22 protein-coding genes and 3 pseudogenes are annotated in these 24,746 nt (G+C 38.8%); 18 read left to right on the plus strand and 7 right to left on the minus strand.

Going from position 1 to position 24,746, the window contains the following annotated elements; translation table 11 throughout:
• Positions 1-292: 292 nt before the first annotated feature.
• Together V4B17_RS01085 and V4B17_RS01090 are read right to left on the minus strand one after the other, a co-directional pair.
• A pseudogene (locus tag V4B17_RS01085) lies at positions 293-555 on the minus strand (type II toxin-antitoxin system YafQ family toxin).
• 7 nt (positions 556-562) lie between these two features.
• Positions 563-842, minus strand: a pseudogene (locus tag V4B17_RS01090) (type II toxin-antitoxin system RelB/DinJ family antitoxin).
• 192 nt (positions 843-1,034) lie between these two features.
• On the opposite strand from V4B17_RS01090, the pseudogene V4B17_RS01095 reads away from it, so the two are divergent.
• The 4 genes and pseudogenes from V4B17_RS01095 to V4B17_RS01110 all read left to right on the plus strand — a co-directional run.
• Positions 1,035-1,166 (plus strand): annotated as a pseudogene (locus V4B17_RS01095) (XRE family transcriptional regulator); the annotation flags it as partial.
• A 140-nt stretch (positions 1,167-1,306) separates the two neighbouring features.
• Positions 1,307-2,269, plus strand: a complete 963-nt coding sequence (locus V4B17_RS01100; protein ID WP_455479681.1) for an L-threonylcarbamoyladenylate synthase — start codon at positions 1,307-1,309, stop codon at positions 2,267-2,269.
• Between the two features lie 2 nt (positions 2,270-2,271).
• Positions 2,272-3,681 (plus strand): FAD-binding oxidoreductase, encoded by a 1,410-nt coding sequence (locus V4B17_RS01105; protein ID WP_455479682.1) that lies wholly within the window; start codon positions 2,272-2,274, stop codon positions 3,679-3,681.
• A 149-nt stretch (positions 3,682-3,830) separates the two neighbouring features.
• Complete coding sequence (locus V4B17_RS01110; protein ID WP_455479683.1) at positions 3,831-4,364, plus strand: DUF6101 family protein; 534 nt, start codon at positions 3,831-3,833, stop codon at positions 4,362-4,364.
• Between the two features lie 398 nt (positions 4,365-4,762).
• Here the strand turns inward: V4B17_RS01110 and purD are convergent, their stop codons facing one another.
• On the minus strand, positions 4,763-6,037 hold the full coding sequence (gene purD, locus V4B17_RS01115) for a phosphoribosylamine--glycine ligase (protein ID WP_455479684.1): 1,275 nt from the start codon (positions 6,035-6,037) through the stop codon (positions 4,763-4,765).
• 91 nt (positions 6,038-6,128) lie between these two features.
• Here purD and ubiA point away from each other — a divergent pair, with 91 nt between their 5' ends.
• Positions 6,129-7,133, plus strand: coding sequence for a 4-hydroxybenzoate octaprenyltransferase (gene ubiA, locus V4B17_RS01120; protein WP_455479685.1), 1,005 nt, complete (start codon positions 6,129-6,131; stop codon positions 7,131-7,133).
• Between the two features lie 351 nt (positions 7,134-7,484).
• Here the strand turns inward: ubiA and pdxH are convergent, their stop codons facing one another.
• A complete protein-coding gene (gene pdxH, locus V4B17_RS01125; protein ID WP_455479686.1) occupies positions 7,485-8,108 on the minus strand; it encodes a pyridoxamine 5'-phosphate oxidase in 624 nt (207 codons plus the stop codon).
• Positions 8,109-8,427: 319 nt separating this feature from the next.
• On the opposite strand from pdxH, the gene V4B17_RS01130 reads away from it, so the two are divergent.
• From V4B17_RS01130 to V4B17_RS01165, 8 genes are all read left to right on the plus strand, one after another.
• Complete coding sequence (locus V4B17_RS01130) at positions 8,428-9,330, plus strand: DnaJ C-terminal domain-containing protein (RefSeq protein WP_455479687.1); 903 nt, start codon at positions 8,428-8,430, stop codon at positions 9,328-9,330.
• Between the two features lie 98 nt (positions 9,331-9,428).
• Positions 9,429-10,247, plus strand: a complete 819-nt coding sequence (gene fabI / locus V4B17_RS01135) for an enoyl-ACP reductase FabI (RefSeq protein ID WP_455479688.1) — start codon at positions 9,429-9,431, stop codon at positions 10,245-10,247.
• Positions 10,248-10,392: 145 nt separating this feature from the next.
• Positions 10,393-11,481 (plus strand): chorismate synthase, encoded by a 1,089-nt coding sequence (aroC, locus tag V4B17_RS01140; RefSeq protein ID WP_455479689.1) that lies wholly within the window; start codon positions 10,393-10,395, stop codon positions 11,479-11,481.
• 15 nt (positions 11,482-11,496) lie between these two features.
• The gene (gene ribB, locus V4B17_RS01145; protein WP_455479690.1) at positions 11,497-12,603 is read left to right on the plus strand and encodes a 3,4-dihydroxy-2-butanone-4-phosphate synthase; all 1,107 of its coding nucleotides are present in this window, start codon (positions 11,497-11,499) and stop codon (positions 12,601-12,603) included.
• 7 nt (positions 12,604-12,610) lie between these two features.
• Positions 12,611-12,865 (plus strand): exodeoxyribonuclease VII small subunit, encoded by a 255-nt coding sequence (locus V4B17_RS01150; protein ID WP_455479691.1) that lies wholly within the window; start codon positions 12,611-12,613, stop codon positions 12,863-12,865.
• A 236-nt stretch (positions 12,866-13,101) separates the two neighbouring features.
• The gene (gene dxs / locus V4B17_RS01155) at positions 13,102-15,024 is read left to right on the plus strand and encodes a 1-deoxy-D-xylulose-5-phosphate synthase (protein ID WP_455479692.1); all 1,923 of its coding nucleotides are present in this window, start codon (positions 13,102-13,104) and stop codon (positions 15,022-15,024) included.
• A gap of 1 nt (position 15,025) precedes the next feature.
• Positions 15,026-15,772 (plus strand): TlyA family RNA methyltransferase, encoded by a 747-nt coding sequence (locus tag V4B17_RS01160; RefSeq protein WP_455479693.1) that lies wholly within the window; start codon positions 15,026-15,028, stop codon positions 15,770-15,772.
• A complete protein-coding gene (locus V4B17_RS01165; protein WP_455479694.1) occupies positions 15,769-17,022 on the plus strand; it encodes a class I SAM-dependent RNA methyltransferase in 1,254 nt (417 codons plus the stop codon). The genes V4B17_RS01160 and V4B17_RS01165 overlap by 4 nt, the downstream gene beginning before the upstream one ends.
• A gap of 65 nt (positions 17,023-17,087) precedes the next feature.
• On the opposite strand, the gene tldD is transcribed toward V4B17_RS01165, so the two are convergent.
• Together tldD and V4B17_RS01175 are read right to left on the minus strand one after the other, a co-directional pair.
• The gene (gene tldD, locus V4B17_RS01170; RefSeq protein WP_455479695.1) at positions 17,088-18,506 is read right to left on the minus strand and encodes a metalloprotease TldD; all 1,419 of its coding nucleotides are present in this window, start codon (positions 18,504-18,506) and stop codon (positions 17,088-17,090) included.
• A 107-nt stretch (positions 18,507-18,613) separates the two neighbouring features.
• Positions 18,614-19,192, minus strand: a complete 579-nt coding sequence (locus V4B17_RS01175) for an invasion associated locus B family protein (protein ID WP_455479696.1) — start codon at positions 19,190-19,192, stop codon at positions 18,614-18,616.
• 353 nt (positions 19,193-19,545) lie between these two features.
• On the opposite strand from V4B17_RS01175, the gene cyoE reads away from it, so the two are divergent.
• The 4 genes from cyoE to rnhA all read left to right on the plus strand — a co-directional run bounded on the left by cyoE (position 19,546) and on the right by rnhA (position 23,170).
• A complete protein-coding gene (cyoE, locus tag V4B17_RS01180) occupies positions 19,546-20,481 on the plus strand; it encodes a heme o synthase (protein ID WP_455480151.1) in 936 nt (311 codons plus the stop codon).
• Between the two features lie 201 nt (positions 20,482-20,682).
• Positions 20,683-21,705, plus strand: a complete 1,023-nt coding sequence (ispH, locus tag V4B17_RS01185) for a 4-hydroxy-3-methylbut-2-enyl diphosphate reductase (RefSeq protein ID WP_455479697.1) — start codon at positions 20,683-20,685, stop codon at positions 21,703-21,705.
• Between the two features lie 32 nt (positions 21,706-21,737).
• Entirely contained in the window at positions 21,738-22,697 is a 960-nt protein-coding gene (locus tag V4B17_RS01190) for a homoserine kinase (RefSeq protein ID WP_455479698.1), read from the plus strand.
• Between the two features lie 5 nt (positions 22,698-22,702).
• Entirely contained in the window at positions 22,703-23,170 is a 468-nt protein-coding gene (gene rnhA / locus V4B17_RS01195) for a ribonuclease HI (protein ID WP_455479699.1), read from the plus strand.
• Between the two features lie 26 nt (positions 23,171-23,196).
• On the opposite strand, the gene V4B17_RS01200 is transcribed toward rnhA, so the two are convergent.
• On the minus strand, positions 23,197-24,075 hold the full coding sequence (locus tag V4B17_RS01200) for a protein-disulfide reductase DsbD domain-containing protein (protein ID WP_455479700.1): 879 nt from the start codon (positions 24,073-24,075) through the stop codon (positions 23,197-23,199).
• Between the two features lie 71 nt (positions 24,076-24,146).
• On the opposite strand from V4B17_RS01200, the gene V4B17_RS01205 reads away from it, so the two are divergent.
• Complete coding sequence (locus tag V4B17_RS01205; RefSeq protein ID WP_455479701.1) at positions 24,147-24,731, plus strand: YqgE/AlgH family protein; 585 nt, start codon at positions 24,147-24,149, stop codon at positions 24,729-24,731.
• Positions 24,732-24,746 lie beyond the last annotated feature (15 nt).

Raw genomic sequence — 24,746 nt, forward strand, 5'->3', positions numbered from 1 at the left:
TGTGCGAAGCTACAGAGGTATTGTATCCTATTTCTTAAATTTGATCGGTGATATAGGCTGCCCACTTATTCATAAAAAGATGGCTCTATTCTAGATAGTTAGTACGACGAGATGTTTTTCTTTATGGAATGAAGAGCGTTCTTTACCTTTTGCTTATCCTTGATTTTGCATACCTCATGGATGTGATAGACAATATCTTCGCTCATTTAATACAACAACTCTCAAAGAGCTGAACAACTATTATAAAATAAAAACTTTGAAAAACTCCTTTTATCATGAATTGGAGATTCAGTCATAAGCGTAGTTCAGAATGTGAGCCAAACCGTAAAAGTTCCAGTATTCTGGTATCTTGCTTTCGATAGATCAAAATAAAATCTGGCTTAATATAACAATCATGATAATTGCGCCACTGACCCGTTTGTTCATGATCTCTCCAACGCGTCTTTAGCGGTTCATTCTCCGCTAACGCTTTGCCACAAGCAGCTTAGCATATCTGCTTTTGCTTTCACGTTTAAGGTCACGGCGAAATAAACGCATATAGATAATCTTCTGCATAGCAAGCTTAGGTTTGCTTTTCAGATTTGTGCACTTCTATTCTATCTTTGCGAATCATGGTTCGTAAACCATTTAATGACGTGCGTTTGACATGTCCCATTTCGGCATCCCCGATAGCTTGTGATGTTTCCGGATTTTGTTAGAACAGATCAAGCGGTAATGCTCGATCTCTAGCAATGCGAATCATAAACATGCGTACTGCATCTGATGCAGTTAAACCTGTAGACTTAATAACTGCACTTGCAACTTCTTGAATTTCATCAGGTATACGATTTAATTTTTCCCATTACTAAATCTCCTCTTTAATTGTACTACAAGGTACTACAATTCAAGCTGATTTTAAAGGATTTATCCGTCACGCCGCACAACCTTGTGTATTAATGATGATAGGAAGATAATTTTTAAAAAATGTCAACCAAAACCCGAAAATTTCTGCTAGAATCACGCGAGAGCTTCTTTTTCTAATAGGATCTTTTTAGATGCTAACACCATTTGGTAAAACCTCACGTAAACTTTGTATTGATCATTCTGAACATCTTTTAGATATGGCTAAGAAATTAGATATATCTGTGCCGTTTTTATTTTTTGTGGAGATTAGCAAAAAGTATGTGCTTTGCAGAGGCATGTTGAAAAATTTTATTACCTAACTTTTATTTACGAATTTCGCACCTTGAAAAAAACATATAAAATCAATATGGTACATGAATAAAAAGAGTATAATATTACTCAAAGGAGATAGGAAAGATATCTCATGACGATTTTGCCTCTCAACAGTGCTTCAATAAAAGAGGCCGTTGCACTTTTGGAACAGGGCAAATTAGTAGCACTACCAACAGAAACTGTCTACGGATTGGCTGGTGATGCAACCAATGGGAGGGCAGTAGCTTCTATTTTTTCTGCAAAGAAGCGACCACAATTTAATCCTCTCATTATTCATGTGAGTAGCATCGCTATGGCTGAATGTTCTGTAAAAATCGATTCTCTCTCGCGTCGATTAATGGAAGTGTTTTGGCCGGGGCCTTTAACATTAGTTTTACCTTTAAAGGCATATAATAACATCCATCCCTTAGCGACTTCTGGTCTTGATACATTAGCTGTCCGTTTTCCAACGAACGGTTTTGCGGAAGTTGTACGATGTTTTGGTCGCCCTTTAGCTGCTCCGAGTGCAAATCAATCAGGACGTCTTAGTCCGACTTCAGCTGAAGCTGTTTTTGCATCATTAGGCGCATCTGTTCCTTTAATCATTGACGGGGGATCTTCTAAGATAGGGCTTGAATCAACGATTATTAAGATTTGTGATGAGAAGATTTATCTTTTACGTCCTGGGGGGATTGCTGCTGAAGAAATTGAAGAAGTAGCAGGGAAACCACTAAAACGGCGGGATCAGTGGACAGTGATTGAAGCACCAGGTATGTTAAGGTCGCATTATGCACCCAATACTATGGTTCGTTTAAATGTACAAAAGGTAGAAAGTGGTGAAGCTCTTTTAGCATTTGGACCTAAACGCATTGCAGGTGTTGAAAATGCTGTTACTGTTTTAAATCTTAGCAAAAAAGGGAAATTGGAAGAAGCAGCAGTGCATTTATTTGAATATATGAAACAGTTGGATTCACTCAGAGTGAAATGTATCGCTGTCGAATCTATTCCATCGTACGGATTAGGCGAGGCTATTAATGATCGTTTAATGCGTGCTGCGGCTCCAAAGGAGGCATAAAGATGGAGCAGGATTTAATTGAGTGCTTTAGAAAAATTGTTGGTTCTGCGCACACTATAACAGATCAAGCATTAATTGCACCGTATTTAGTTGAAGAGCGTGGACGGTTTCATGGAAAAACACCGTTGCTTTTACAGCCATCTTCTTGTGCAGAGGTCTCATCAATTATGCAATTAGCTAGCCAAACGCGCATACCAATCGTGCCACAGGGTGGAAATACAGGTCTCGTGGGTGGCCAACAACCAGATGAAAATGGGCGTAGTATCCTTTTATCTATGGAACGATTGAACAAGATTAGATGTATTAATCTTGAGGGCAATTTTGCTGTGGTGGAAGCAGGCGTTATTTTACGAGATTTACAGAAAAAAGCTGATGAATCAGGTCGCCTTTTTCCTCTTTCTTTGGGTTCTGAAGGCTCCTGTCAGATAGGGGGAAACCTTTCATCTAACGCTGGAGGAACAGCTGTTATAGCTTATGGCAATATGCGTGAGCTTTGCCTTGGTTTAGAAGTTGTTTTGCCTGATGGGCGTATTTTAGATGATTTACGTTTTGTGAAGAAAGACAATAGCGGTTATGATTTGAAAAATCTTTTCATTGGTGCGGAGGGTACTTTAGGAATTATAACTGCCGCAGTTTTGAAGCTTTTTCCAAAAGAAAAAGAAATAGCCGTTGCTTTTGTGGGATTGCATAGCCCAGCTAAGGCGCTAGAATTTTTATCTCTTGCTCAATCTCAGGGAGGGGGGATGTTGACTGGTTTTGAGCTTATGTCAAAATTCAGTTTGCAAATTTCTTTAAGCTATAATATGTGCGAGAAATCTCCTTTTGAGCATGAGCATGAATGGTATGTATTGATTAATATTGCATCATTGCATGGTGATGGCGAAGCGTTATCAGTGCTCAATATTATTTTGGAAGAAGCTTTAAATGGTGCTGTGATAGATGATGCGGTTATTGCGCAATCGTTAAAGCAGCAAGGTTTTTTTTGGCAGTTGCGTGAGAGTATATCCTATGCACAAAAATTAGAAGGAAGATCCATTAAGCATGATATTTCAGTGCCCACAGCGTCTATTCCTGATTTTATCGTTGAGGCGGCACATATTGTTGAAGATATTATTCCGGGTGCACGGGTAGTTTGTTTTGGCCACATGGGTGATGGAAATTTACACTATAACATTACACAGCCTGTAGGAGGTGATACTGCTGTATTTTTGCAGCTATGGTCACGAATCAACCATAGCATTTATAGTTTAGTGATGCACTATCAAGGTGCATTTTCTGCTGAGCATGGAATTGGTCAACTTAAGCGTGAGGAGCTTCGCGCTTTTAAATCACCTGTTGCATTGGATATTATGCAAGGAATTAAGAAAATGCTCGATCCTTTAGGGATTATGAATCCTGGAAAAATACTATAATTCAAGAGAGATGAATTTTATCATGTATTTTTGTTTAGATTTTAATAACCAAAAAAGAAACCTGTTGTTTTTTATTCAATCTTTTAATAATCCAATGGGGAAAAGCTGTTAAATGGTGTATATTGTTAAGATAAATTGGGACACTATATATGGCTAATCAATGCTTTAATCGGGCAAAAGCGGTGCTTGAATTTCGGTTAAATCCGTGCCATTTGCCACAAACAGCGGTATATTTTTCATCAAAAACGGGCAATCAAATTATTTGTTCGTTAAGTGAGTGCGGTGTTCTTTTTAAAACGGATACTCCTTCAAGCTTATCACGTTTGGTGCCATCTTATCATTTCAAAGGAATTGTGGCACGCACTGTAAAAATGCGTTCGGGTGAGAAAGCTGTTGCATTGGAATTACTTCATGCAGATGAGGAGGCGTGCATCCCGCTTCTAGTTTCTAGGGATTTAAATAATGTTCTTCTAGATTGGCGATTATGGGCGGATACTTATGGTCTTCCTATGCTTATGACTAATGAGGATAATCGCATCATGGTTGTCGAAGATCGTTCTGACTTACGTCGCTTTTTTTGTACAACACTGCATTCTAAGCAAAAGTGCTTTTCAATTCGTTACGATAATTTGTTGGGTTTACGATTGGTGATCGCGAACCGGGTTGTGCTGCAGAAATTTTGATATGCATTCATTTTTTTCTATTGTGCTGCTATATACATCTATTTTATATTTTATTGGCTATAATAAAAATTTTGATTTGACAAGACAAGTTTGCAGTTAGCATTTGCGTTAGATATTTTTTTCTTTGTGGTTCTCACAACATTAGGACATTGGTACGTTAGAATAGGAGAGATTTTAGGTTTTCTCTGTGCAAAGGCAATGATAAGGTCATAGTATCTGTTCTCACTGCGAAATCTGTTCAATTTTGTTTTATCTGTCGGACATGAACAACCTGTCTATAGTATGTTATTTTTCAAGTAAATTCAGTATTTTTTCAAAATTACGAGCAATACAGAACAATTGGCAAATTTATACAGCATGTTATCACGTCAAGTTATAAAAAAGACTTTTCAAAGAATCTAGCTTTCTAGTGCAGCGGCTCGCCATCCGATATCGCGGCGGACAAAACCTTCTGGCCAATCAATACAATCGACTGCTTCATAGGCACGTTTCTGCGCATGCATGACAGTTTCTCCTATTGCTGTTATATTTAAAACACGTCCTCCATTGGCAATGAGTTCTCCATTGTGTAATACTGTACCGGCTTGAAAAACTTTTACATCAGAAAGAGCATTCACCTTATCAACATTACGAATAACAGTGCCTTTTTGGGGAGAAGCTGGGTAACCTTTAGCGGCCATAACAACAGTTAAAGCAGTTTTTTCAGACCACTGAAGAGATTTCTTTTCAAGATTTCCTTGAGCTGCTGCAAGAAGAAGAGGAAGAATATCATCTTTGAGACGCATCATTAAAACCTGACATTCAGGATCACCGAATCGCACGTTAAATTCGATTAATTCAGGCCCCCTTTGTGTTATCATCAATCCGACGAAGAGAACACCTTTAAAGGGAGATCCCATTGCGTTCATGCTGTATAGAGTTGGTTCAACAATTTCTCTGAGAGTACGATTAATCATTTCTTGTGTCATGATAGGAGCTGGTGAATAAGCGCCCATACCGCCAGTATTAGCTCCTGTATCACCATCACCAACGCGTTTATGATCCTGAGCAGATCCAAAGGGAATGGCGATTTTACCATCACAAAGACAGAAGAAGCTGGCTTCTTCACCTTCAAGAAAAGATTCTACAACAATTTTTTTTTCTGCATCACTAAAGGCACCTTCGAAGCAGATATCAACTGCGTTGAATGCTTCTTCTATTGTTGTTGCAACAACAACACCTTTACCGGCAGCTAGGCCATCGGCTTTAATAACAATGGGAACACCCTGTTGACGGATATAGATTTTAGCTTTTACAGAATCATTAAAGCACTGGTAAGTTCCTGTAGGAATGTTATTTTTGTAGCATAGATCTTTTGTAAATGATTTTGAACCCTCTAACTGAGCAGCTTTTTGAGTAGGTCCAAAGACACAGATGTTAGCATTATTAAGAGAGTCTGTTATACCAGCAACAAGTGGTGCCTCTGGTCCAACAACTACAAGATCAATAAAATGTGTTTTACAAAATTCAATGATGGTAGGATGGTCATCAATGTTCAAATTAATATTTTCCCCAAGTTCCATTGTTGCAGGATTTCCAGGAGCACAATATAATTTTGTTAGCAGTGGAGATGCTGCTATTTTCCATGCTAAAGCGTGTTCTCGTCCGCCTGAGCCGATAAGAAGAATGTTCATTGCTTGCTCCTATCATAGAAGAAGATTAAAAAGATTTTCTTGTCATAAGAATGAAATATCTCTATCGCAAGATCAAAGGTAAAATTATTTGATGAAAAAAAATAAAAATATAGCACATATTCAATCCTGTGAGAGTCAGGGACGAGTGATGGATGCATCTTCCAAACAGTGGGTATACCATTTTCTTCCTTCTTCTTTGTGGTTTTATGCTCAATTGGCACGTTGGGATCGGCCTATAGGATGGCAATTATTGATGTGGCCTTGTTTCTGGTCAACAACAATGGCCTTTCTCTCTTATGAAATGCATCGATCACCTCTTTTATCAGTACTTTTTCATTGGATTTGGTATCTTTTTCTTTTTTTTCTAGGTTCTGTAGCGATGCGGGGTGCTGGGTGTACTTGGAATGATCTTATTGATCATAAAATTGATTTTCAGGTGGAGAGAACACGCTCTCGCCCACTGCCAACAGGGCATGTGAGTCGGTTTCAGGCAAAAATTTTTATATTGGTGCAATGTTTGGTTGGTTTAGGTGTTTTATCGCAATTTAATAGATACAGTTTTTTTCTAGGTATTTCATCACTGATAGCAGTTGCCTTTTATCCTTTTATGAAACGTGTAACCTATTGGCCGCAATTTTTCTTAGGCGTTGCATTTAATTGGGGGGCATTAATGGGATGGGCAGTGGTGTATGGAAGCCTGAGTTGGGCACCAATCTTACTTTATATAGGATCTATCTTATGGACGATAGGGTATGATACAATTTATGCGCATCAGGATAAGAATGATGATGTTACTGTCGGCGTACGTTCCACGGCACTTCTTTTTGGTAAAGCCACCAAACGTGCTTTGGTATTTTTGTATAGTGGTTTTGTGATATTCGTCAGCTTAGCGTTTTATGTGGCACAAGTTCCCTTTCTGAGCTTTTTTGGAATTTTTGTTGCAAGTATCCATATGTTTATTCAAATTAAAGTCCTTGATATAGATGATAATTTACAATGCTTAAAGCTTTTCAAATCGAATTCATTTATTGGTTTTGTGATTTTTTCTGCTTTAGTATGTGGTGGTATATGGATGATATTTCATTCTGCTGTTTAATAACAGGGGGAAGGATATCCTAATGAGCTACCCTTGCTTGAATTCAAATTTTAGCTTCTTATTTATGCCACCAAGATTGAAATGTGCAAGATCGTTTCATCTTTTTTACGCTCTATTTTAACACTGTTGATCACTTTATTAAAGGACTTCTGAAGCAGTTTTTAATTGAATAAATGCGTAACTATAACTTGTTTTCAAGCGATGCAGGGACAACAAATTGTTATCAATTAAGTTTTATATTGAAGATGTAATTTTTTATTTTAAACTAAATTCAATCGGCTTCTTGTTATTTTGTAAAGAGTTGTTTAATCTTCATGAAGAAGGGGTTTTCATGCTTTAAAGCCTGCAGGATTAGGGATAAAGTTGTTGCCTTTGCCAATCATCATGTTTAACAGAATCTCGTGTAAAGAGTAGGCGGTCATGTAAACGCAATGGACGATCGCGCCAGAATTCGATAGAAAGCGGCTTAACACGAAATCCAGACCAATGAGGTGGGCGCGGAATATTCCCTACCGCATAACGCATAGTATATTGAGAAATTGCTTTTTTGAGGGCAAAATGGTTTTCTAATGACTGAGATTGTTTTGAGGCCCATGCACCAATTTGGTTGCCACGTGGTCGCGATTGGAAATACGCATCTGCTTCTTTGGCGCTAACTTTTTCAACGATTCCCCGAATTCTGACTTGACGGCGGAGAGATTTCCAATGAAAACATAAAGATGCCTTCATTGATTTTAAAATTTCTTGCCCTTTGCAACTTTCATAGTTTGTATAGAAGACGAAGCCTTGAGGACTAAAATCTTTAAGAAGGACCATACGAACATTGGGTAAGCCCGTTTCATCAACTGTTGCTAATGCCATAGCATTAGGGTCATTTATTTCGCTCATTGCTGCTTCTTCAAGCCATGTTGCAAAAAGCGTAAAAGGTTCTTGCATTTGCATAAAACCATCGTCTGTTTGTACTTTATTGTTCATAATATCTCCGAATATCAGTGAGTACGAGTGGTTTTTTTCAATTTACTTTCTTATCAAGAAGAAAAGTACAGTTTTCCTTATTTTAAAAAGCCAATGCCATCATGTACTATTATGAAGTATTTAATCATTTTTGTTTTTAGCACGATTGTGATGAGATATATTAAAATAAAATATTTCTTTTATCTGGTATTTTGGTTTCTTTATAGACATATAAAGAGAGGTGATGACATCGTTAGAGATAGCTTGATGAGTCTATAAGGGATGTTGAGCAACATATCAGTTGATATTTTGAAAACGGAAAAATTGAAAAGAGGGCAATATGCGTGATCCGTACGCAATTTTGGGTGTGGCACGTACCGCAAAACCGCAAGAGATAAAATCTGCATTCAGAAGATTAGCAAAGAAGTATCATCCAGATCATAATATGGACGATGCAAGGGCTAAAGAGAAATTTTCTGAAATTAATCAAGCTTATGAAATTATAGGTGATAAAGACAAAAAAGCACAATTTGACCGCGGTGAAATTGATATGGAGGGTAAACCGCTTTATCAAACCTATGGTGCTGGTGAAAATTTTAGCAAGAGTCGCAATCCTTTTTCAGGAGGGACAAAAGGCTTTGATTTTGGTTCTTCGGGCGGTGCAGGTTTTGATGCGAGCGATATTTTTCGCGATTTGTTTGGCAGAGGAGGAAATTTTTCAAATTCTGCACAATATAATCGTCCTCAACAAGGGGCTCATGTTCGTGCAAATCTTGCAATAACATTGGAGCAGATGGTTGGAGCAGAAAAGGTAGAAGCTATTTTTCCTAATGGAAAAAAATTAAAAATTAAACTTCCAGCTTATGTTGAAGATGGCCAGACTATTCGTTTAAAAGGTCAAGGAGAGGAGGTGCCTTTAGGGCAAGCAGGGGATGCATTGATAACTATCCAGATTCAAAAACATCCTCGTTTTCGAGTTGAAGGAAGGGCACTCCATCTTGATTTACCGGTTCCCCTTAAACATGCTGTTCTGGGGACAAAAGAAGAAGTTGAGACTTTGGAAGGGCGTATAGTTTTAACTATTCCTGCTTGGTCAAGTTCTGATCGTGTTTTACGATTGAAAGGAAAAGGGCTTCGTTTAAAAAATGGCACAAGAGACGATCTTTATGTGCACGTTCGCATCATGTTGCCGGAAAGTAGAGATGCTGCGTTAGAACAATTTTTACAAATGCAAAAAGATTAGTTTTTGTTTGATTTTTAACCAATTGCTTGAAGAAAAAGTTGACCTATGCCATAGGCAGATAAGTAATATTGATTTTAAGTAACAATGGGGCAGTGCTAATGGCTAAGAGTAATGGTTTATTGTACGGCAAGCGTGGTTTAATTTTGGGATTAGCCAATAATCGCTCTATCGCTTGGGGAATAGCTAAAGCGGCGAGTAGCGCAGGAGCAGAGCTTGCTTTTACCTATCAGGGTGAGGCGATGAAAAAGCGTGTTGAGCCTTTGGCTGAGGAAGTCAAAGGGTTAGTTTGCGGTCATTGTGATGTTTCTGATGGCGCATCTATTGATGCGGTCTTTAAATTGATAGAGAAGAAATGGGGCAAGCTCGATTTTTTAGTTCATGCTGTTGGTTTTTCTGATAAGGATGAGTTGAGTGGTCGTTATATTGATATTAGCGAATCAAATTTTATGATGACCATGAATATTTCTGTTTATTCCTTAACGGCTCTAGCTAAGCGTGCAGAGAAATTGATGTTAGATGGTGGTTCAATTTTAACACTGAGCTATTATGGTGCAGAAAAGGTTGTTCCAAATTATAATGTGATGGGAGTTGCGAAAGCGGCTCTTGAAGCGAGCGTGAGATATCTAGCAGTAGATTTAGGTCCTAGGCATATTCGTGTTAATGCTATATCTGCTGGGCCAATAAAAACGTTGGCTGCTTCTGGTATTGGTGATTTCCGCTATATTTTAAAATGGAACGAATATAACGCTCCCTTACACCGCACGGTGACAATTGAAGAAGTGGGTGATTCTGCTCTTTATTTTCTGTCTGATTTGTCTCGTTCTGTTACGGGTGAAGTGCATCATGTAGATTCAGGTTATCATGTCATAGGTATGAAAGCTGTTGATGCACCAGACATTTCCGTCGTTAAAGAATAGAATTTGGTTTACAAAGTTTTCTTTGACGGTAGTGATTTGGCCGTATCTAGGATAGCCAGCAGTATTTCATAATAGGGGGCTGTTTGTATACCACTCGACAGAAGTTGTAGTTACGTATATTTTATAAAGAAACGAGTCATTTTTTATGTCACATAACACATTTGGACATTTGTTTCGTGTAACAACGTGGGGAGAAAGTCATGGTGCTGCTCTTGGCTGTGTTATTGATGGTTGTCCCCCAGGTATTACTTTTACTGTTGCAGAAGTTCAAGCCTATCTTGATAAACGTAGACCAGGACAGTCCCGGTATACAACACAGCGCAGAGAATTAGATCAAGTAGAGGTGCTTTCAGGGGTTATTATTCAAAATGATGGGACGACATTGGTGACAACAGGGACACCAATTTCTCTATTGATTCGAAATACAAATCAACGTTCGAAAGATTATAGCTCAATTTCCCATCAGTATCGTCCCAGTCATGCAGATTATACCTATGATATTAAATATGGCGTTCGTGATTTCCGAGGTGGTGGACGTGCTTCAGCGCGTGAGACGGCAGCACGTGTTGCGGCAGGCGCTATTGCGCGTAAAATTGTTCCTGGCTTGATAATACGGGGAGCTGTGATAGCAATTGGCTCTCATATGATTAATCGTGATCGTTGGAATTGGTCAGAGGTTGATAAAAATCCTTTTTTTACGCCTGATGCGGAAATGGTGCAGGTTTTTGGTGATTATATAAATGAAATTCGTAAAGATGGTTCATCTGTTGGCGCTGTTGTTGAGATTGTTGCTCAAAATGTTCCTGCAGGCTTAGGGGCACCTATTTACGCAAAACTTGATCAGGATATTGCATCATTACTCATGTCGATTAATGCGGTGAAGGGGGTTGAAATAGGTGATGGTTTTGCAGCCTCTCGCTTAAGAGGAGAAGAAAATGCAGATGAAATGCGGATGGGAAGTGATGGAAAACCAATTTTTTTATCCAATCATGCAGGCGGTATTTTAGGTGGCATATCAAGTGGGCAGCCAATAGTTGCACGTTTTGCTGTGAAGCCTACTTCATCAATTCCAACGCCTCGTCGTTCAATTGATGTTGATGGTAACGATGTAAACGTTGTAACGAAGGGACGTCATGATCCCTGTGTTGGGATTCGCGCTGTTCCTGTTGGAGAAGCGATGGTTGCTTGTGCTATTGCTGATCATTATCTAAGACATCGCGGTCAGGTTGGGTGATTGAAAAGGTGAATAATGGCGTATGACGAAAAAAAAATTGTTTCTGCAATTCACGCTTTTGAACGTGGTGAAATTGTTGTGGTTACCGACGATGGTGACCGTGAAAATGAGGGTGATTTAACTGTTGCTGCTGTACATTGTACAGAAGAAAAGATGGCGTTTATCATTCGTCATACAACGGGTATTGTTTGTGCCCCTATGCCAAAAAAAGAAGCGCAACGATTTAATCTTGCTCCTATGGTATCAGATAATGACTCTACACACCGTACCCAATTTACTGTTACTGTGGATTCTAAATATGGGATAACGACGGGTATTTCCGCACATGACCGCACATTAGCAGTTCGTAGTCTTGCTAATCCAAATGCTGGTGCGAATGATTTTGTTCGTCCAGGACATGTTTTCCCTTTGATCGCGCATGAAGGGGGAGTTCTTATGCGTTCAGGTCACACGGAGGCAGCTGTTGATTTATGTAAATTAGCTGGTTTGCCGCCAGTTGGTGTTATCGGTGAGTTGGTCAACGATGATGGGAGTGTTAAACATGGAGATGAGATTACAAAATTTGCACAGGATAATCAATTGCATATAATAACGGTTGCAGATTTGATCTCTTATCGCCAACGTAAGGAAATGTTGATCAGACATGTTGAAGAAATGCATATTGAAACATCAATAGGGGCGGCTGTTGCTCAAAGTTATCAATTACCTTGGGGAGCAGTTCAGCATATTGCAATCGTTTTTGGTGATATTTGTGACGGTGAGAATATTCCTGTGTGTTTGTATCGTGAAAATATTATGAACGATGTTTTTGGTAAATCTTCAGATATTACAGCCATCATGCAATGTATGATGGCAAAAGAAAAACGTGGTGTGTTTGTTTATTTACGTGAAGGATCTGTTGTTGTGCAATCATCTATTGGCATTCAGGAGATGGCGAAAAAAGGTTCAGAAAATCACGTGCAAGCAATTGAACGTGAAGAAGAATGGCGCCAAATTGGTTTAGGATCACAAATTTTGAAACATTTAGGAATTCGTTCTGTTATCGTTTATGCTTTTAAAGGACGCCATTGTACGGGTTTAGAAGATTTTGGAATTCGTATATTCAGGACAGATACTTTGTGAGGATTGCATGAAACAAGAGATAAAAAAAGGGGATATTTCAGCGTTAAGTTTTGAGGAGGCGCTTAAGCAACTTGAAGTGATTGTCGAGAATTTAGAACGCGGAGATGTTCCTTTAGAAAAATCAATTGATATTTATGAGCGTGGTGAATCTCTTAAAAAACATTGTGAGAAACTCTTGAAAGTGGCTGAAGCTAAAGTTGAGAAAATTCAACTTTCAGAAGGAGGCTTCCCAGTAGGTACAGAGCTTCTTGATTCTGAATAATATTCAAGTAATTTGAGGGTATGTATTGCAAAGTAGAAGATGCAGGATTTTAGTTTGAAGAAACAAGTTTTATCGGTTTCTTTTTTATGAAATAAGTTAGAAATGAGAGAATCTATAAATCATTACCAATAGGGAGCATTTTTCAGTAAAAATAGGCGAAATTATAAATGGAAGAGGGGGAGAAGACATATTTTTACCGTTTCACTCTCTTGGTAAGATAATATTAAGGAGTTTTTTTGTCTCGGACATTGACGCCACTACTTGATCGTATTTGTTTACCACATGATTTACGGGCATTGCCTGAGTCTGATTTGGTAAGATTAGCTGATGAGTTGCGGCTTGAAACAATTGATGCGGTTTCCGTGACGGGTGGTCATCTTGGTGCAGGGCTTGGTGTTGTTGAACTCACTGTTGCGTTGCATTATGTTTTTAATACACCTGAGGATAGGATTATTTGGGATGTTGGTCATCAGGCCTATCCACACAAAATTTTAACAGGGCGTAGAGATAAAATTCGCACATTGCGTCAAGAAGGCGGGTTGTCAGGTTTTACGAAGCGTTCAGAAAGTGTGTATGATCCATTTGGTGCAGGTCATTCTTCTACTTCTATTTCAGCTGGCCTTGGCATGGCAGTGGCTAGTGCTTTGAAAAAAGAGGAAAGAAGAAACATCGTTGCTGTAATTGGTGATGGTGCTATGTCTGCTGGTATGGCTTATGAAGCGATGAATAATGCTGGTGCTTTGGATGCACGTTTGATTGTTATTCTTAATGATAACGATATGTCTATTGCACCTCCTACAGGTGCTATGAGTGCTCATCTTGCACGATTGGTTTCTCGTCCTGCTTACCGTAGTTTGCGCGAACGAGTAAAGGTACTAGGTAAAAAATTGCCCAAGTTCTTTTTGGATAAAGCACGTCGTTCAGAGGAATTTGCACGCAGTTTTTTGGTTGGGGGAACCTTGTTTGAAGAACTTGGCTTCTATTACGTTGGACCAATAGATGGTCATAATTTAGGACACTTATTGCCCGTTTTTAAAAATGTTCGTGAATATCCTAATGGTCCTGTTTTGGTACATGTGGTTACGCATAAAGGGAAAGGATATGCACCTGCGGAAGCATCATCTGATAAATATCATGGTGTTGATCGTTTTGATATTATAACAGGTAAACAGGTTAAAGCACCCAGCAATGCTCTTCCTTATACTAAGGTATTTTCTAAGGCTTTAATAGAAGAAGCTACGCATGATGATAAGATTGTTAGTATAACGGCGGCAATGCCAACGGGGACAGGTCTTGATGCTTTTGCTGAAAAGTTTCCTGAAAGGATGTTTGATGTTGGTATTGCTGAACAGCATGCTGTAACCTTTGCTGCAGGTATTGCCTGTGAAGGGTATAAACCTTTTGTCGCGATTTATTCTACTTTTTTGCAGCGTGCTTATGATCAGATTATTCATGATGTGTCGATTCAAAAATTACCGGTACGTTTTGCAATTGATCGAGCAGGTTTTGTAGGTGCAGATGGTGCGACTCACGCTGGCAGTTTTGATATTGTTTTTTTGGCAACTCTTCCTGGATTTGTTGTTATGGCACCCTCTGATGAAGTTGAACTGATGCATATGGTGCGTACCGCTGCAGCTTATGATCAAGGACCCATTTCTTTTCGTTATCCGCGTGGTGAAGGTATTGGTATAGATTTACCGCAGCGTGGTGAGTTATTAGAAATTGGAAAAGGACGTGTTCTGTGTGAAGGAAACAGGATAGCTCTAGTTTGTTTTGGAACGCGGATGTCAGAAGTGTTGGTGGCTGCTGGTGAATTGATGGCAGAGGGATTGTCTACGACGGTTGTGGATGCACGATTTGCAAAACCTTTGGATAAGGATTTGATGCGCCGTTTAGCATGTGAGCATGAAGTATTGGTGACAATTGAAGAGGGCGCAATAGGTGGATTTGGAGCGCACTTATTACAATTTTTTGCACAAGAAAGGCTCTTAGAACATGGTTTAAAAGTTCGTACATTAAAACTTCCTGACGAATATTTAAATCATGGTTCACCAGAGAAAGTTCTTTCGCGTGTTGGACTTGATGCTGTTGGTATTGTTAATACCGTTTTTACTGCTTTGGGACGCAAGATTCGGACAGTACAGAAAATTCGAGTGTAAGATGGCTGTTAGGAAAAGGCTTGATGTTCTTTTAGTTGAAAAATTTTTTTTTACAACGCGCTCACGAGCACGTGATGCTATTATACGCCAGACCGTTAAAGTTGACGGCGAAATAATTTTAAAAGCTGGGAAACTCATTTCTGATGACGCACAGATTGTGGTTTGCGATCCAGCGCAGAATTATGTTTCACGTGCAGCATTAAAATTAATCAGTGCACTTGATGCATTTCCGGTTGTAACGAATGAAGTAACGGCTATTGATATTGGCGCATCGAAAGGTGGTTTTACACAGGTTCTCTTAGAACGTGGGGCGGCCTATGTTATTGCTGTTGATGTTGGTCATCATCAGTTTGATAAACGTTTATCTGGAAACGATGCAATAACTTTATTAGAAGGTTTAAATGTTAGAGATTTAAAACAGGAACATTTAGGCGGACGGGAAGTTGATCTCATCGTTTCAGACGTCAGCTTTATTTCTCTTAAGCTTGCATTACCTCCTGTTTTGTCTTTAGCCAAGAAGGGGGCTCAAGCCGTTTTATTGGTAAAGCCTCAATTTGAGGTTGGACGTAAGCACCTTGGTAAGGGTGGGGTATTAAAAGATCCATCAATGGCTAAAGAAACTGCTAAAAGGCTTTTTAATTGGCTGGACACTCAAATAGGGTGGAGTGCAAAAGGTTTTCTTCTCTCGCCCATTGCAGGTAGTGATGGTAATTTGGAATATTTGTTATTCGGAGAAAAAAAAGAGTGAATAATGATGTCATAATCAACCATATTGGAGCGAATGGTAATGGTATAATTAAAACATTGCATGGCTTAGTTTATGTTCCTTTTACTTTACCAGGAGAGTTTGCTGAAATCTCTGTTCGCGGAAAATATGGTACACTCATAGCATTAAAGAAAAAATCACCAGAACGCATTAATGCTCTTTGTCAGCATTTTGGAGAATGTGGAGGGTGTGCACTTCAGCACTGGCATGCCGATGCTTATCGTGTATGGAAACGACAGCTGGTTGTTGATGCCCTTAAAAGGTATGGACTCGATGTTATCCTTTCGCCTTTAATCGAATGCAAGCCTTACAGCCGCCGGCGAATTACTTTAACAGCATCCATGACATCGCAAGGTTATAGAGTCGGTTTTAATCGTTATCTTTCTCATGATATTGTTGTTTTTGAGGAATGTCCAGTGTGCTGTCCAGAGCTTATATCTCGGTTGAGTGATATTAGGATGTTATGTGCTTTTCTAAGCAATCATGTAAAACGGTTTCATGTTACAATAACATCTGTGCAAAATGGTTTAGATGTTGCTTTAAGTGGTTGTTTTGTGCAAGATGAAGTTATTCGTCAAAAAATGATTCATGCAGCTCTTTCATGCGGAGTTACGCGGTTGTCTGTCGAAGGCGAAGTTTTTGTCGAGCGAGAAAAACCATTGGTTTATTTCGGAGATGTCTGTGTTGAATTTCCGGTTGGTGGGTTTCTCCAAGCAACTTACGCAGCTGAAAATACCATAAGCAATATTATTTTGACTCATTTAAAAAAAGCAAAGAATGCTGCTGATTTGTTTTCAGGAATTGGAACCTTCACATTGCGTATGGCCAAAAAGATGAATGTTCATGCAGTTGAAAATAATAAGACAGCCTTAAAAAATCTAAATTTAGCAGCACGTTTTGCGATTGGTTTAAAAACTGTAACCTGTGAAAAACGTGATCTTTTTCGCCATCCACTTTCTGCAAAGGAACTTGAGTGTTTTGATAGTGTCGTTTTTGATCCTCCACGCGCTGGTGCAGAAGAACAAGTGCGTGAATTGGCTAAGACAACAATACCACGCGTAGTGGCTATTTCGTGCAATCCTATTACATTTGCTCGTGATTTATCTCTCCTTGTTGCAGGTGGTTATACAGTGGAAAAAATCATACCGATTGATCAATTTTTATGGTCACCACATGTTGAAATTGTTGCTGTTTTGAGCAAGTGTAGAGCAAAGGCAAGCTGGAAGCTTTAGCTTAAATTGAACAGTTATTCTAAATTCCATTGATGATTTTTTTAATCAAGTTGATTTGGTATATTTTATGAAATTGCTGTTCCACCGATCGTCATATTATTAATTCGCAGATGAGGTTGCCCAACGCCAACAGGAACGTTTTGTCCGGCTTTTCCGCATATACCAACACCATTATCAAGTTTGCTATCATTTCCAATCATCGTAATGCGTTTCATGGCATCTGGTCCGTTTCCGATAAGGGTCGCACCTTTAATTGGTGCTACAATTTTTCCATTTTCTATTCTATAAGCTTCGGTACATTCAAAGACGAATTTTCCAGAAGTGATATCAACTTGTCCTCCGCCAAACGAAACAGCATAGATACCATTTTTTAGTGAGGATAAAATTTCTTCAGGTGTTTTGTCTCCCCCGAGCATGATCGTATTCGTCATTCGCGGCATTGGCGCATATGCATAGGATTCACGCCGTCCATTTCCGGTTGGATTAACCCCCATAAGCCGAGCATTTAGCCTGTCTTGCATAAAACCAATGAGCTTTCCATCTTCAATAAGAACGTTATATCCTGATGGGGTTCCCTCATCATCGACAGTGAGTGAGCCACGACATTGGGGAATTGTGCCATCATCAACGATTGTAACACCCTTTGCGGCAACTTGTTTGCCCAAAAGTCCAGCAAAAGCTGATGTTTTTTTGCGATTGAAGTCACCTTCCAAACCATGACCAACAGCTTCATGAAGCATGACACCAGGCCATCCATTGGCCAAAACGACATCAAATGTTCCTGCTGGTGCTGGTTCTGCTTCTAAGTTTATTAAGGCCATACGCCAGGCTTCATCAGCAGCTTTTTTCCAATTTTCTTCACTAATGAATTGGCTAAATGCTTGCCGTCCACCACATCCATAGAAGCCATTTTCTCGCCGATTACCTTCAGCAGCAACTATAGATATAGAAAGTCGTACAAGAGGACGAATATCACGAACCAGATGTCCATCTGCACGTAGAATTTCAACATGCTGTAGTGAGCCGGAAAGAGAAACAGTAACTTGATGCAATTTATCATTTTTTGCGCGTAAATAGGCATCAATTTTTTGCAAAAGTGCACCTTTTTCTTCAAATGATGGAGTATCAAGGGGATTATGTGGTTGATAGAGTCTTTTGTTTGTTTGTTGAGGTGCTGCGTTATAAGGCCCTGCATGATTGTTATAGGTAATAGCTTTCGCTGCTTCACTGGCACGTTTGAGTGCAGCAGCGGATAATTCACTGGAGTGTGCATATCCAGTGGCCTCTCCAGCAACAACGCGCAAACCAAATCCCATGTCTTGATGAAATGATCCATTTTTAAGCTGTCCATCATCAAATAAAAGGGTTTCGTTTTCTGTATACTCTAGGTAAAGTTCACCATCATCAGCGTGATGAAGCGTTTCTTCTACCAGTGATTGTACTTTAGATGAAGCAATATCAAAATGGTCAATCAGTGATTTCATGGTGGTTATCCTATTTTCATGAGTACTTAAAAAATTTCCACTTGTCTTGTTTAAAAAGCTGTGAAGTGCACTATGAGATTTTAATCATTCAATATGCGTAAGTTTTATTATGTTGGTAATTTTGCATAGGCATCGCTAAGACCATGGAGATCAATAATACTTCCAATTGCTTGCTCAGGAGTTGTAAAAATAAAGTAGGTTGCCATTTTACCTTTAAAAAAAAGTTGCAGCATATCTTCTTTAAGAAAAGCTTCAGCAACACAATTATCACCAAAACAACGGCGATATTCTATTCTTCCCATATTTTTACCGTCAATTTTAAGTCCAACACCAGGGCGCAACTCAACGCGGATCGGAACAAAAACACGCATCAAAGCTCCCTGATTTTTAGGGAGTTTATAAAACATAACACGGAGAGAAATATCATGACGACTTTGTGTGTGTACATTTTGTACAACTTCACATTGTATATTAGGTGTACCTGGTGGTAGAGAACAAACCTTTGTCCACGCACCGTAGGTTTGTGGGGCAGGAACATTTTGCACATGAGACACCGCTGCCAGTGCGTGATGGGCAGAAATACTGTAGAGTGTATAGACAATAATACCAACAAGGAAAGCCTTTTTTATCAATTTACAAAATACCACAGAAAACCCCAACCACCTCAGCACTACATTATTACACATAGCTCTGCATAAAAAATCAATTCTCGGGCTGAAATTATAACATGAGACCATTATCTCCACAAACTATTAATCCATATGCACATGCACAAAATAAAAGCAGAAAAATAGCATGTCATAGAAGATAAGGCTTTTAGCGTTGCTTTATGATGTCTGGTATGATGTATATGGTACGCTTTTCGGGTAAGAAATAACGTGTATTGAAAAAATTTTGTTGCAAATATCTCGGTCTGTTTTTGGGGAAGAGGAGGGGTATTCTATATGTTTTCAAAATGCTGTGCTATTAATTGGTACTTCTCTTATGCTAGACAATATTTGTTTGTGGATGACAGAAATGGAAAAGGTCTTTGAGTGGAATGTCTATTTCAGGAGAATCATCGGCTGCAGGTGATAAGTCAATTTTGTCAAAATCTGGTATTGGTGATTATATCACGCTATTAAAACCACGGGTTATGTCGCTCGTTATATTTACAGCTCTAGTTGGATTGGTTGTATCTCCAGTTTCTATTAGTCTATTTTATGGTTCTTTAGCAATTTTGTGTATTGCTATAGGTGGTGGTGGTGCAGGAGCACTTAATATGTGGTATGATTCTGACATTGATGCAGTGATGAAACGTACCAAAAATCGCCCTATTCCTAGTGGAAGAATCAGCTCTAAGAAGGCATTTATTTTTGGCATGATTCTTTCTGTGCTTTCTGTATCAATTATGGGGAGCTTTATTAATTGGTTTTCAGCCATTTTTCTCGCGTTCACAATCTTTTTTTATGTTGTTATCTATACAATTTGGTTAAAGCGTATAACGCCACAAAATATTGTTATTGGTGGTGCAGCCGGAGCTTTTCCGCCAATGATTGGATGGGCTGCGGCAACGGGTACAGTGAGCATTGATAGCTTCCTATTATTTTTAATCATTTTTATGTGGACCCCACCGCATTTTTGGTCCCTTTCTTTATTTTCATCTCTTGATTATGGTGCAGCAGGTATTCCTATGATGCCTAATGTACGAGGCGAGTACTCAACAAAAAAACAGATATTATTTTATACTGTTCTTATGGCAATATGCGGTGTTGGACCTTATATTGCTGGATTCGCAGGAATTTTTTATGGCATTTTTTCAACGATTTTGAGTATTATTTTTATTTATTTTGCTTATCGTTTGTGGAAAGCTAATACGCACGATGCAACTATTTTAATAGCAAAAAAAACATTTTTCTTTTCGTTATTCTACTTGGCGGCTCTCTTTGGAACCCTTTTAATTGAAACCCTAGTTTGGCATTTTATCGCCCTCTAGCACAGTGAAATGAAAAGAGCCAACTTTAAAAATAATGTTGCGTGAAGAAAATGTGATAAGAGAGCGTTAGACGTTGAATATGTGTGCTGTTACGGGAAAAGGTAGTATTTTCCAGTTTTTTCTTTACACGGATGATGTCATGCATAACAATAATCTGTTTGAAACTGTGGTAAAAATTATAGATATCATTAAGGATGATTTATGATCGTACTTCCTCCTTTAACAATGCGTCTTTGTGGTCCGCGTGGATTTTGCGCAGGGGTTGATCGTGCTATTCAGATTGTCCTTCTTGCGTTAAAAAAATATGGTTCTCCAGTGTATGTTCGTCATGAAATTGTGCATAACCGCTATGTAGTTGAGGGATTGCAGCAGCGTGGAGCTATTTTTGTTGAAGAACTTGATGAGATTCCAGAGGAACACCGTGGTCAGCCAGTTATATTTTCTGCCCATGGTGTGCCAAAATCTGTGTTAGAAGAGGCGCGTCGCTATAACTTATTCTACCTAGATGCAACATGTCCGTTGGTTTCTAAGGTTCATAAACAAGCGATACGACATCAACGCCATGGCCGTCATGTTATATTGATTGGCCATTCTGGTCATCCTGAGGTGATAGGAACAATGGGACAGCTTGAAAAAGGGGCTGTGACATTAATTGAAACGATTGAAGATGCTTTACACTATCAACCAAATAATCCAGATAAATTAGGATTTGTGACGCAAACAACACTTTCTGTTGAAGATACAGCAGGGATTCTTGGTGTATTACAAAAACGCTTCCCTACATTAGAAGCTCCATCTGCAGAATCAATTTGTTATGCTACCACGAATCGACAAGATGCTGTTAAGGCAGCAGCAAAGGGGAGCGATTTATTTTTGATTGTTGGAGCGCCGAATTCTTCCAATTCGCGACGTTTGGTAGAGGTTGCTGAACGGTTTGGTGCACAGCGGGCTGTTTTAGTTCAACGTGCTGATGAAATTGATTTTGATCGTTTAGGAGACCTTTCCATTGTAAGCCTTTCAGCGGGAGCTTCTGCTCCTGAAATTATTGTTGATGAAATCATTTCAGCTTTTCGCGAGTGCTATAATGTTACAATAGAATTAGCTGAAACTGTAGTGGAAACAGAAACATTTTTGGTGAGTCGCGAATTACGTGATGTCATTTTAACTCCTCGAGATACAGCTTTTGTTAGTGGTCGAGCTGAGACGTTGAAAAATAAAAATTAAGATACATAGATGCCTGTAACGAAAGAAAGATAATGGCAGTTTATACAAATATTCATCCTAATGATTTAAGGACATTTTTGACACGTTATTCAATAGGTTCACTTTTGTTTTATCAAGGTATAGAGGAGGGGATAGAGAATTCTAATTTCATACTGCATACGACAGAAGGGAGATTTGTTTTAACACTTTATGAAAAACGTATTTCAAAAGATGATTTGCCTTTTTTTTGCAGCCTCATGCAACATTTAAGGCAGCGTGGAGTTCCTTGCCCTCAGCTGGTCGTGCAAAATGATGAGACAATGATTGGTGAATTAGCAGGACGCCCTGCAGCTATTGTTACTTTTCTGGAAGGAGTGTGGGTTCGTCGACCCAATATATGCCATTGTGGTGAGGTAGGAGCTAGTTTAGCACAATTGCATTTAGCAGGACAGAGTTTTTCACTTAGTCGTAAAAATACTCTTTCTATTATGGATTGGAAATTATTGTGGGAAAAATGTCAAACGAGCAAAGGTAAATTGTTGAAAGAGTTTAAGCAAAAAATTGATACGGAGTTGTCTTTTTTACAAGAAAATTGGCCATCAAATTTACCAACAGGCGTTATTCACGCTGATTTATTTAATGATAATGTGTTTTTTTTAAACTATCGTCTGTCTGGTATTATAGATTTCTATTTTGCTTGTAATGATTTTTTGGCTTATGATTTAGCTATCTGCCTGAATGCTTGGTGTTTTGAACCGGATAATTCTTATAATCTTATCAAAGCACGTAGATTGTTGGAAAATTATCAAAAAATAAGACCATTGATACCTTTGGAAATGAAGGCTATTATTTTATTGGCGCGTGGTGCTTCTTTACGTTTTTTACTCACGCGTCTTTATGATTGGTTCAATACACCGCCAGAGAGCTTTGTCGTTAAGAAAGATCCACGGGAATATTGGCATAAGCTTCGTTTTTTCAGTAATGTAGGTTCACTGAGTGAGTTAGGTTTTTAAATTATATGTTAGATAAGCAAAAGGTCGTTGAAATTTATACAGATGGCGCTTGTTCAGGGAATCCTGGAGTTGGAGGGTGGGGAGCAATTTTACGTTGGAATGGTCATGAACGTGAACTTTATGGTGGAAAAGTGTACACGACCAACAATAAAATGGAGTTGATGGCAGCGATTCATGCATTGAAAACACTAAAAAACCCCTGCATTGTCGATCTTTATACGGACTCAGTTTATGTACGCAATGGCATCTCTATGTGGCTTGAAGGTTGGAAGAAAAATAATTGGCGTACTGCATCAAAAAGTCCTGTGAAAAATAGAGAGTTGTGGCAGGCTCTTGAAGAGGCCTGTTCTCGTCACACCGTCAGATGGCATTGGGTAAAAGGGCACGCAGGACACTCCGATAATGAACGGGCAGACGCTCTTGCTCGGAAAGCAATTACTGAATATCGCGAAAACGGATATTTTAAGAAATAGTCTTTTTTGCAATCCTTTTTCTTCTATCATGGAGCAGTGAGAGGGGGTTGTTGTGTATAGAGTGTAAAGGTGCCACTCAAAGCATGACTTTTAAAAGAAATCGTATAAAACACTATTTGGTTTTCTTCATTTGGTATAAAATAAATCGGAGCGCTAAAGAGTGTATACTCTGCATTCTCATTTACTTTTTTTGCTGGTCCAATTTGCATTTCTCCTCCATCTAAAAAGAGAGAAGAAGGTGTCGCTTCACTGTTATTTTGTATTTTTATGAAAATGTTGTTTGTATCTTTTTCAGCACTGATTTTAAATTCATGATGCGTTGTATCGGGCAGAGAAGCTTGAGCTTCCTTTAACAAAGATAAAGGAAGTTGTTTCTTTTTTTGAACAGATGAAGAAAAATCAAAATTAACAGTGAAGGGAAGACAAAGTTTATGACATAATCCAAGAGTTAAAGTACCGCTTAAATTTTTACTTGAACCGGAAAGACTGAAAGGTAATACTACTCTGTTTTTGTAACCTAGTGACCAGCCATTTTCTGTTTCATAAAGTTGTGGTACGGGATAAAAGATTTCGTAAGAAACCTGTTGGTTGAAGTTAAAAAACGGTGCCATGCCTGAATCACCTGGATTACGCCAATAGGTTTTCCATCCTGGTTTTAGAATAATTTCAATAATACCATCTCTTTTTTCAGAAAGAGAAGGTTCAGTAATAGCTAATCTGACACGGCCACCATCTGATTCATACCAGGATGTTGCAAAAAAGCATGTATTTTGTTCTGTTTGAGCACTGACAGGAATATCAAATAATTCTAAAATTATGAATGTTAAGCTTAAAGTAACCAAAAGCTTTTTATAAAGAGAAATTAGGCTATTCTGTAAATTTGTAAATGTTTGAATTTTTTGCATTGGAGCTTTATTTTCCTGCTGTACTAACTAAAGTGAATTTTATCATGTAAATTACGGAGAATAACAGATTTATGAAGCAGTGTAATGGCTTTTTGGGGGGGCAGTTGCTTATAGCAATGCCAGGTATGAATGACAAACGTTTTATGCGTTCCGTTATCTATGTCTGTGCGCACTCTGATGTTGGTGCCATGGGGATTATTCTCAATCAATTGCATCATATTGATTTTCCAGAGCTTTTGATTCATCTTGGAGTCATAAACAGCGGTCAAAAAAAATGTCTTTCTGAACCAATAAAAAAATTTCCAGTACGCTATGGTGGACCTGTAGACCCTTCACGGGGTTTCGTACTGCATTCTGATGATTATGCTTGTGAAGAAACTGTTTCTATTGCAGATAAAATCTGTTTTACAGCAACGATTGATATATTAAAAGCGATCAGTTGTGAACAAGGCCCACAACATGCATTGATAGCATTAGGTTATGCTGGATGGAAAGCAGGACAACTCGAAGCAGAAATTTCTACGAATGGTTGGTTAATTAGCTCTACGTCGCCTAGTTTTCTTTTTGAGAGCAATCTAAGTCGCAAATATGATGAAAGTTTGATTCGAATGGGGATCAACCCGACCTATCTCGCTTCTGAAATGGGGCACGCGTAGAATTTCGCTCTTTTT

The sequence above is a fragment of the Bartonella sp. B23 genome (genome assembly GCF_053793815.1).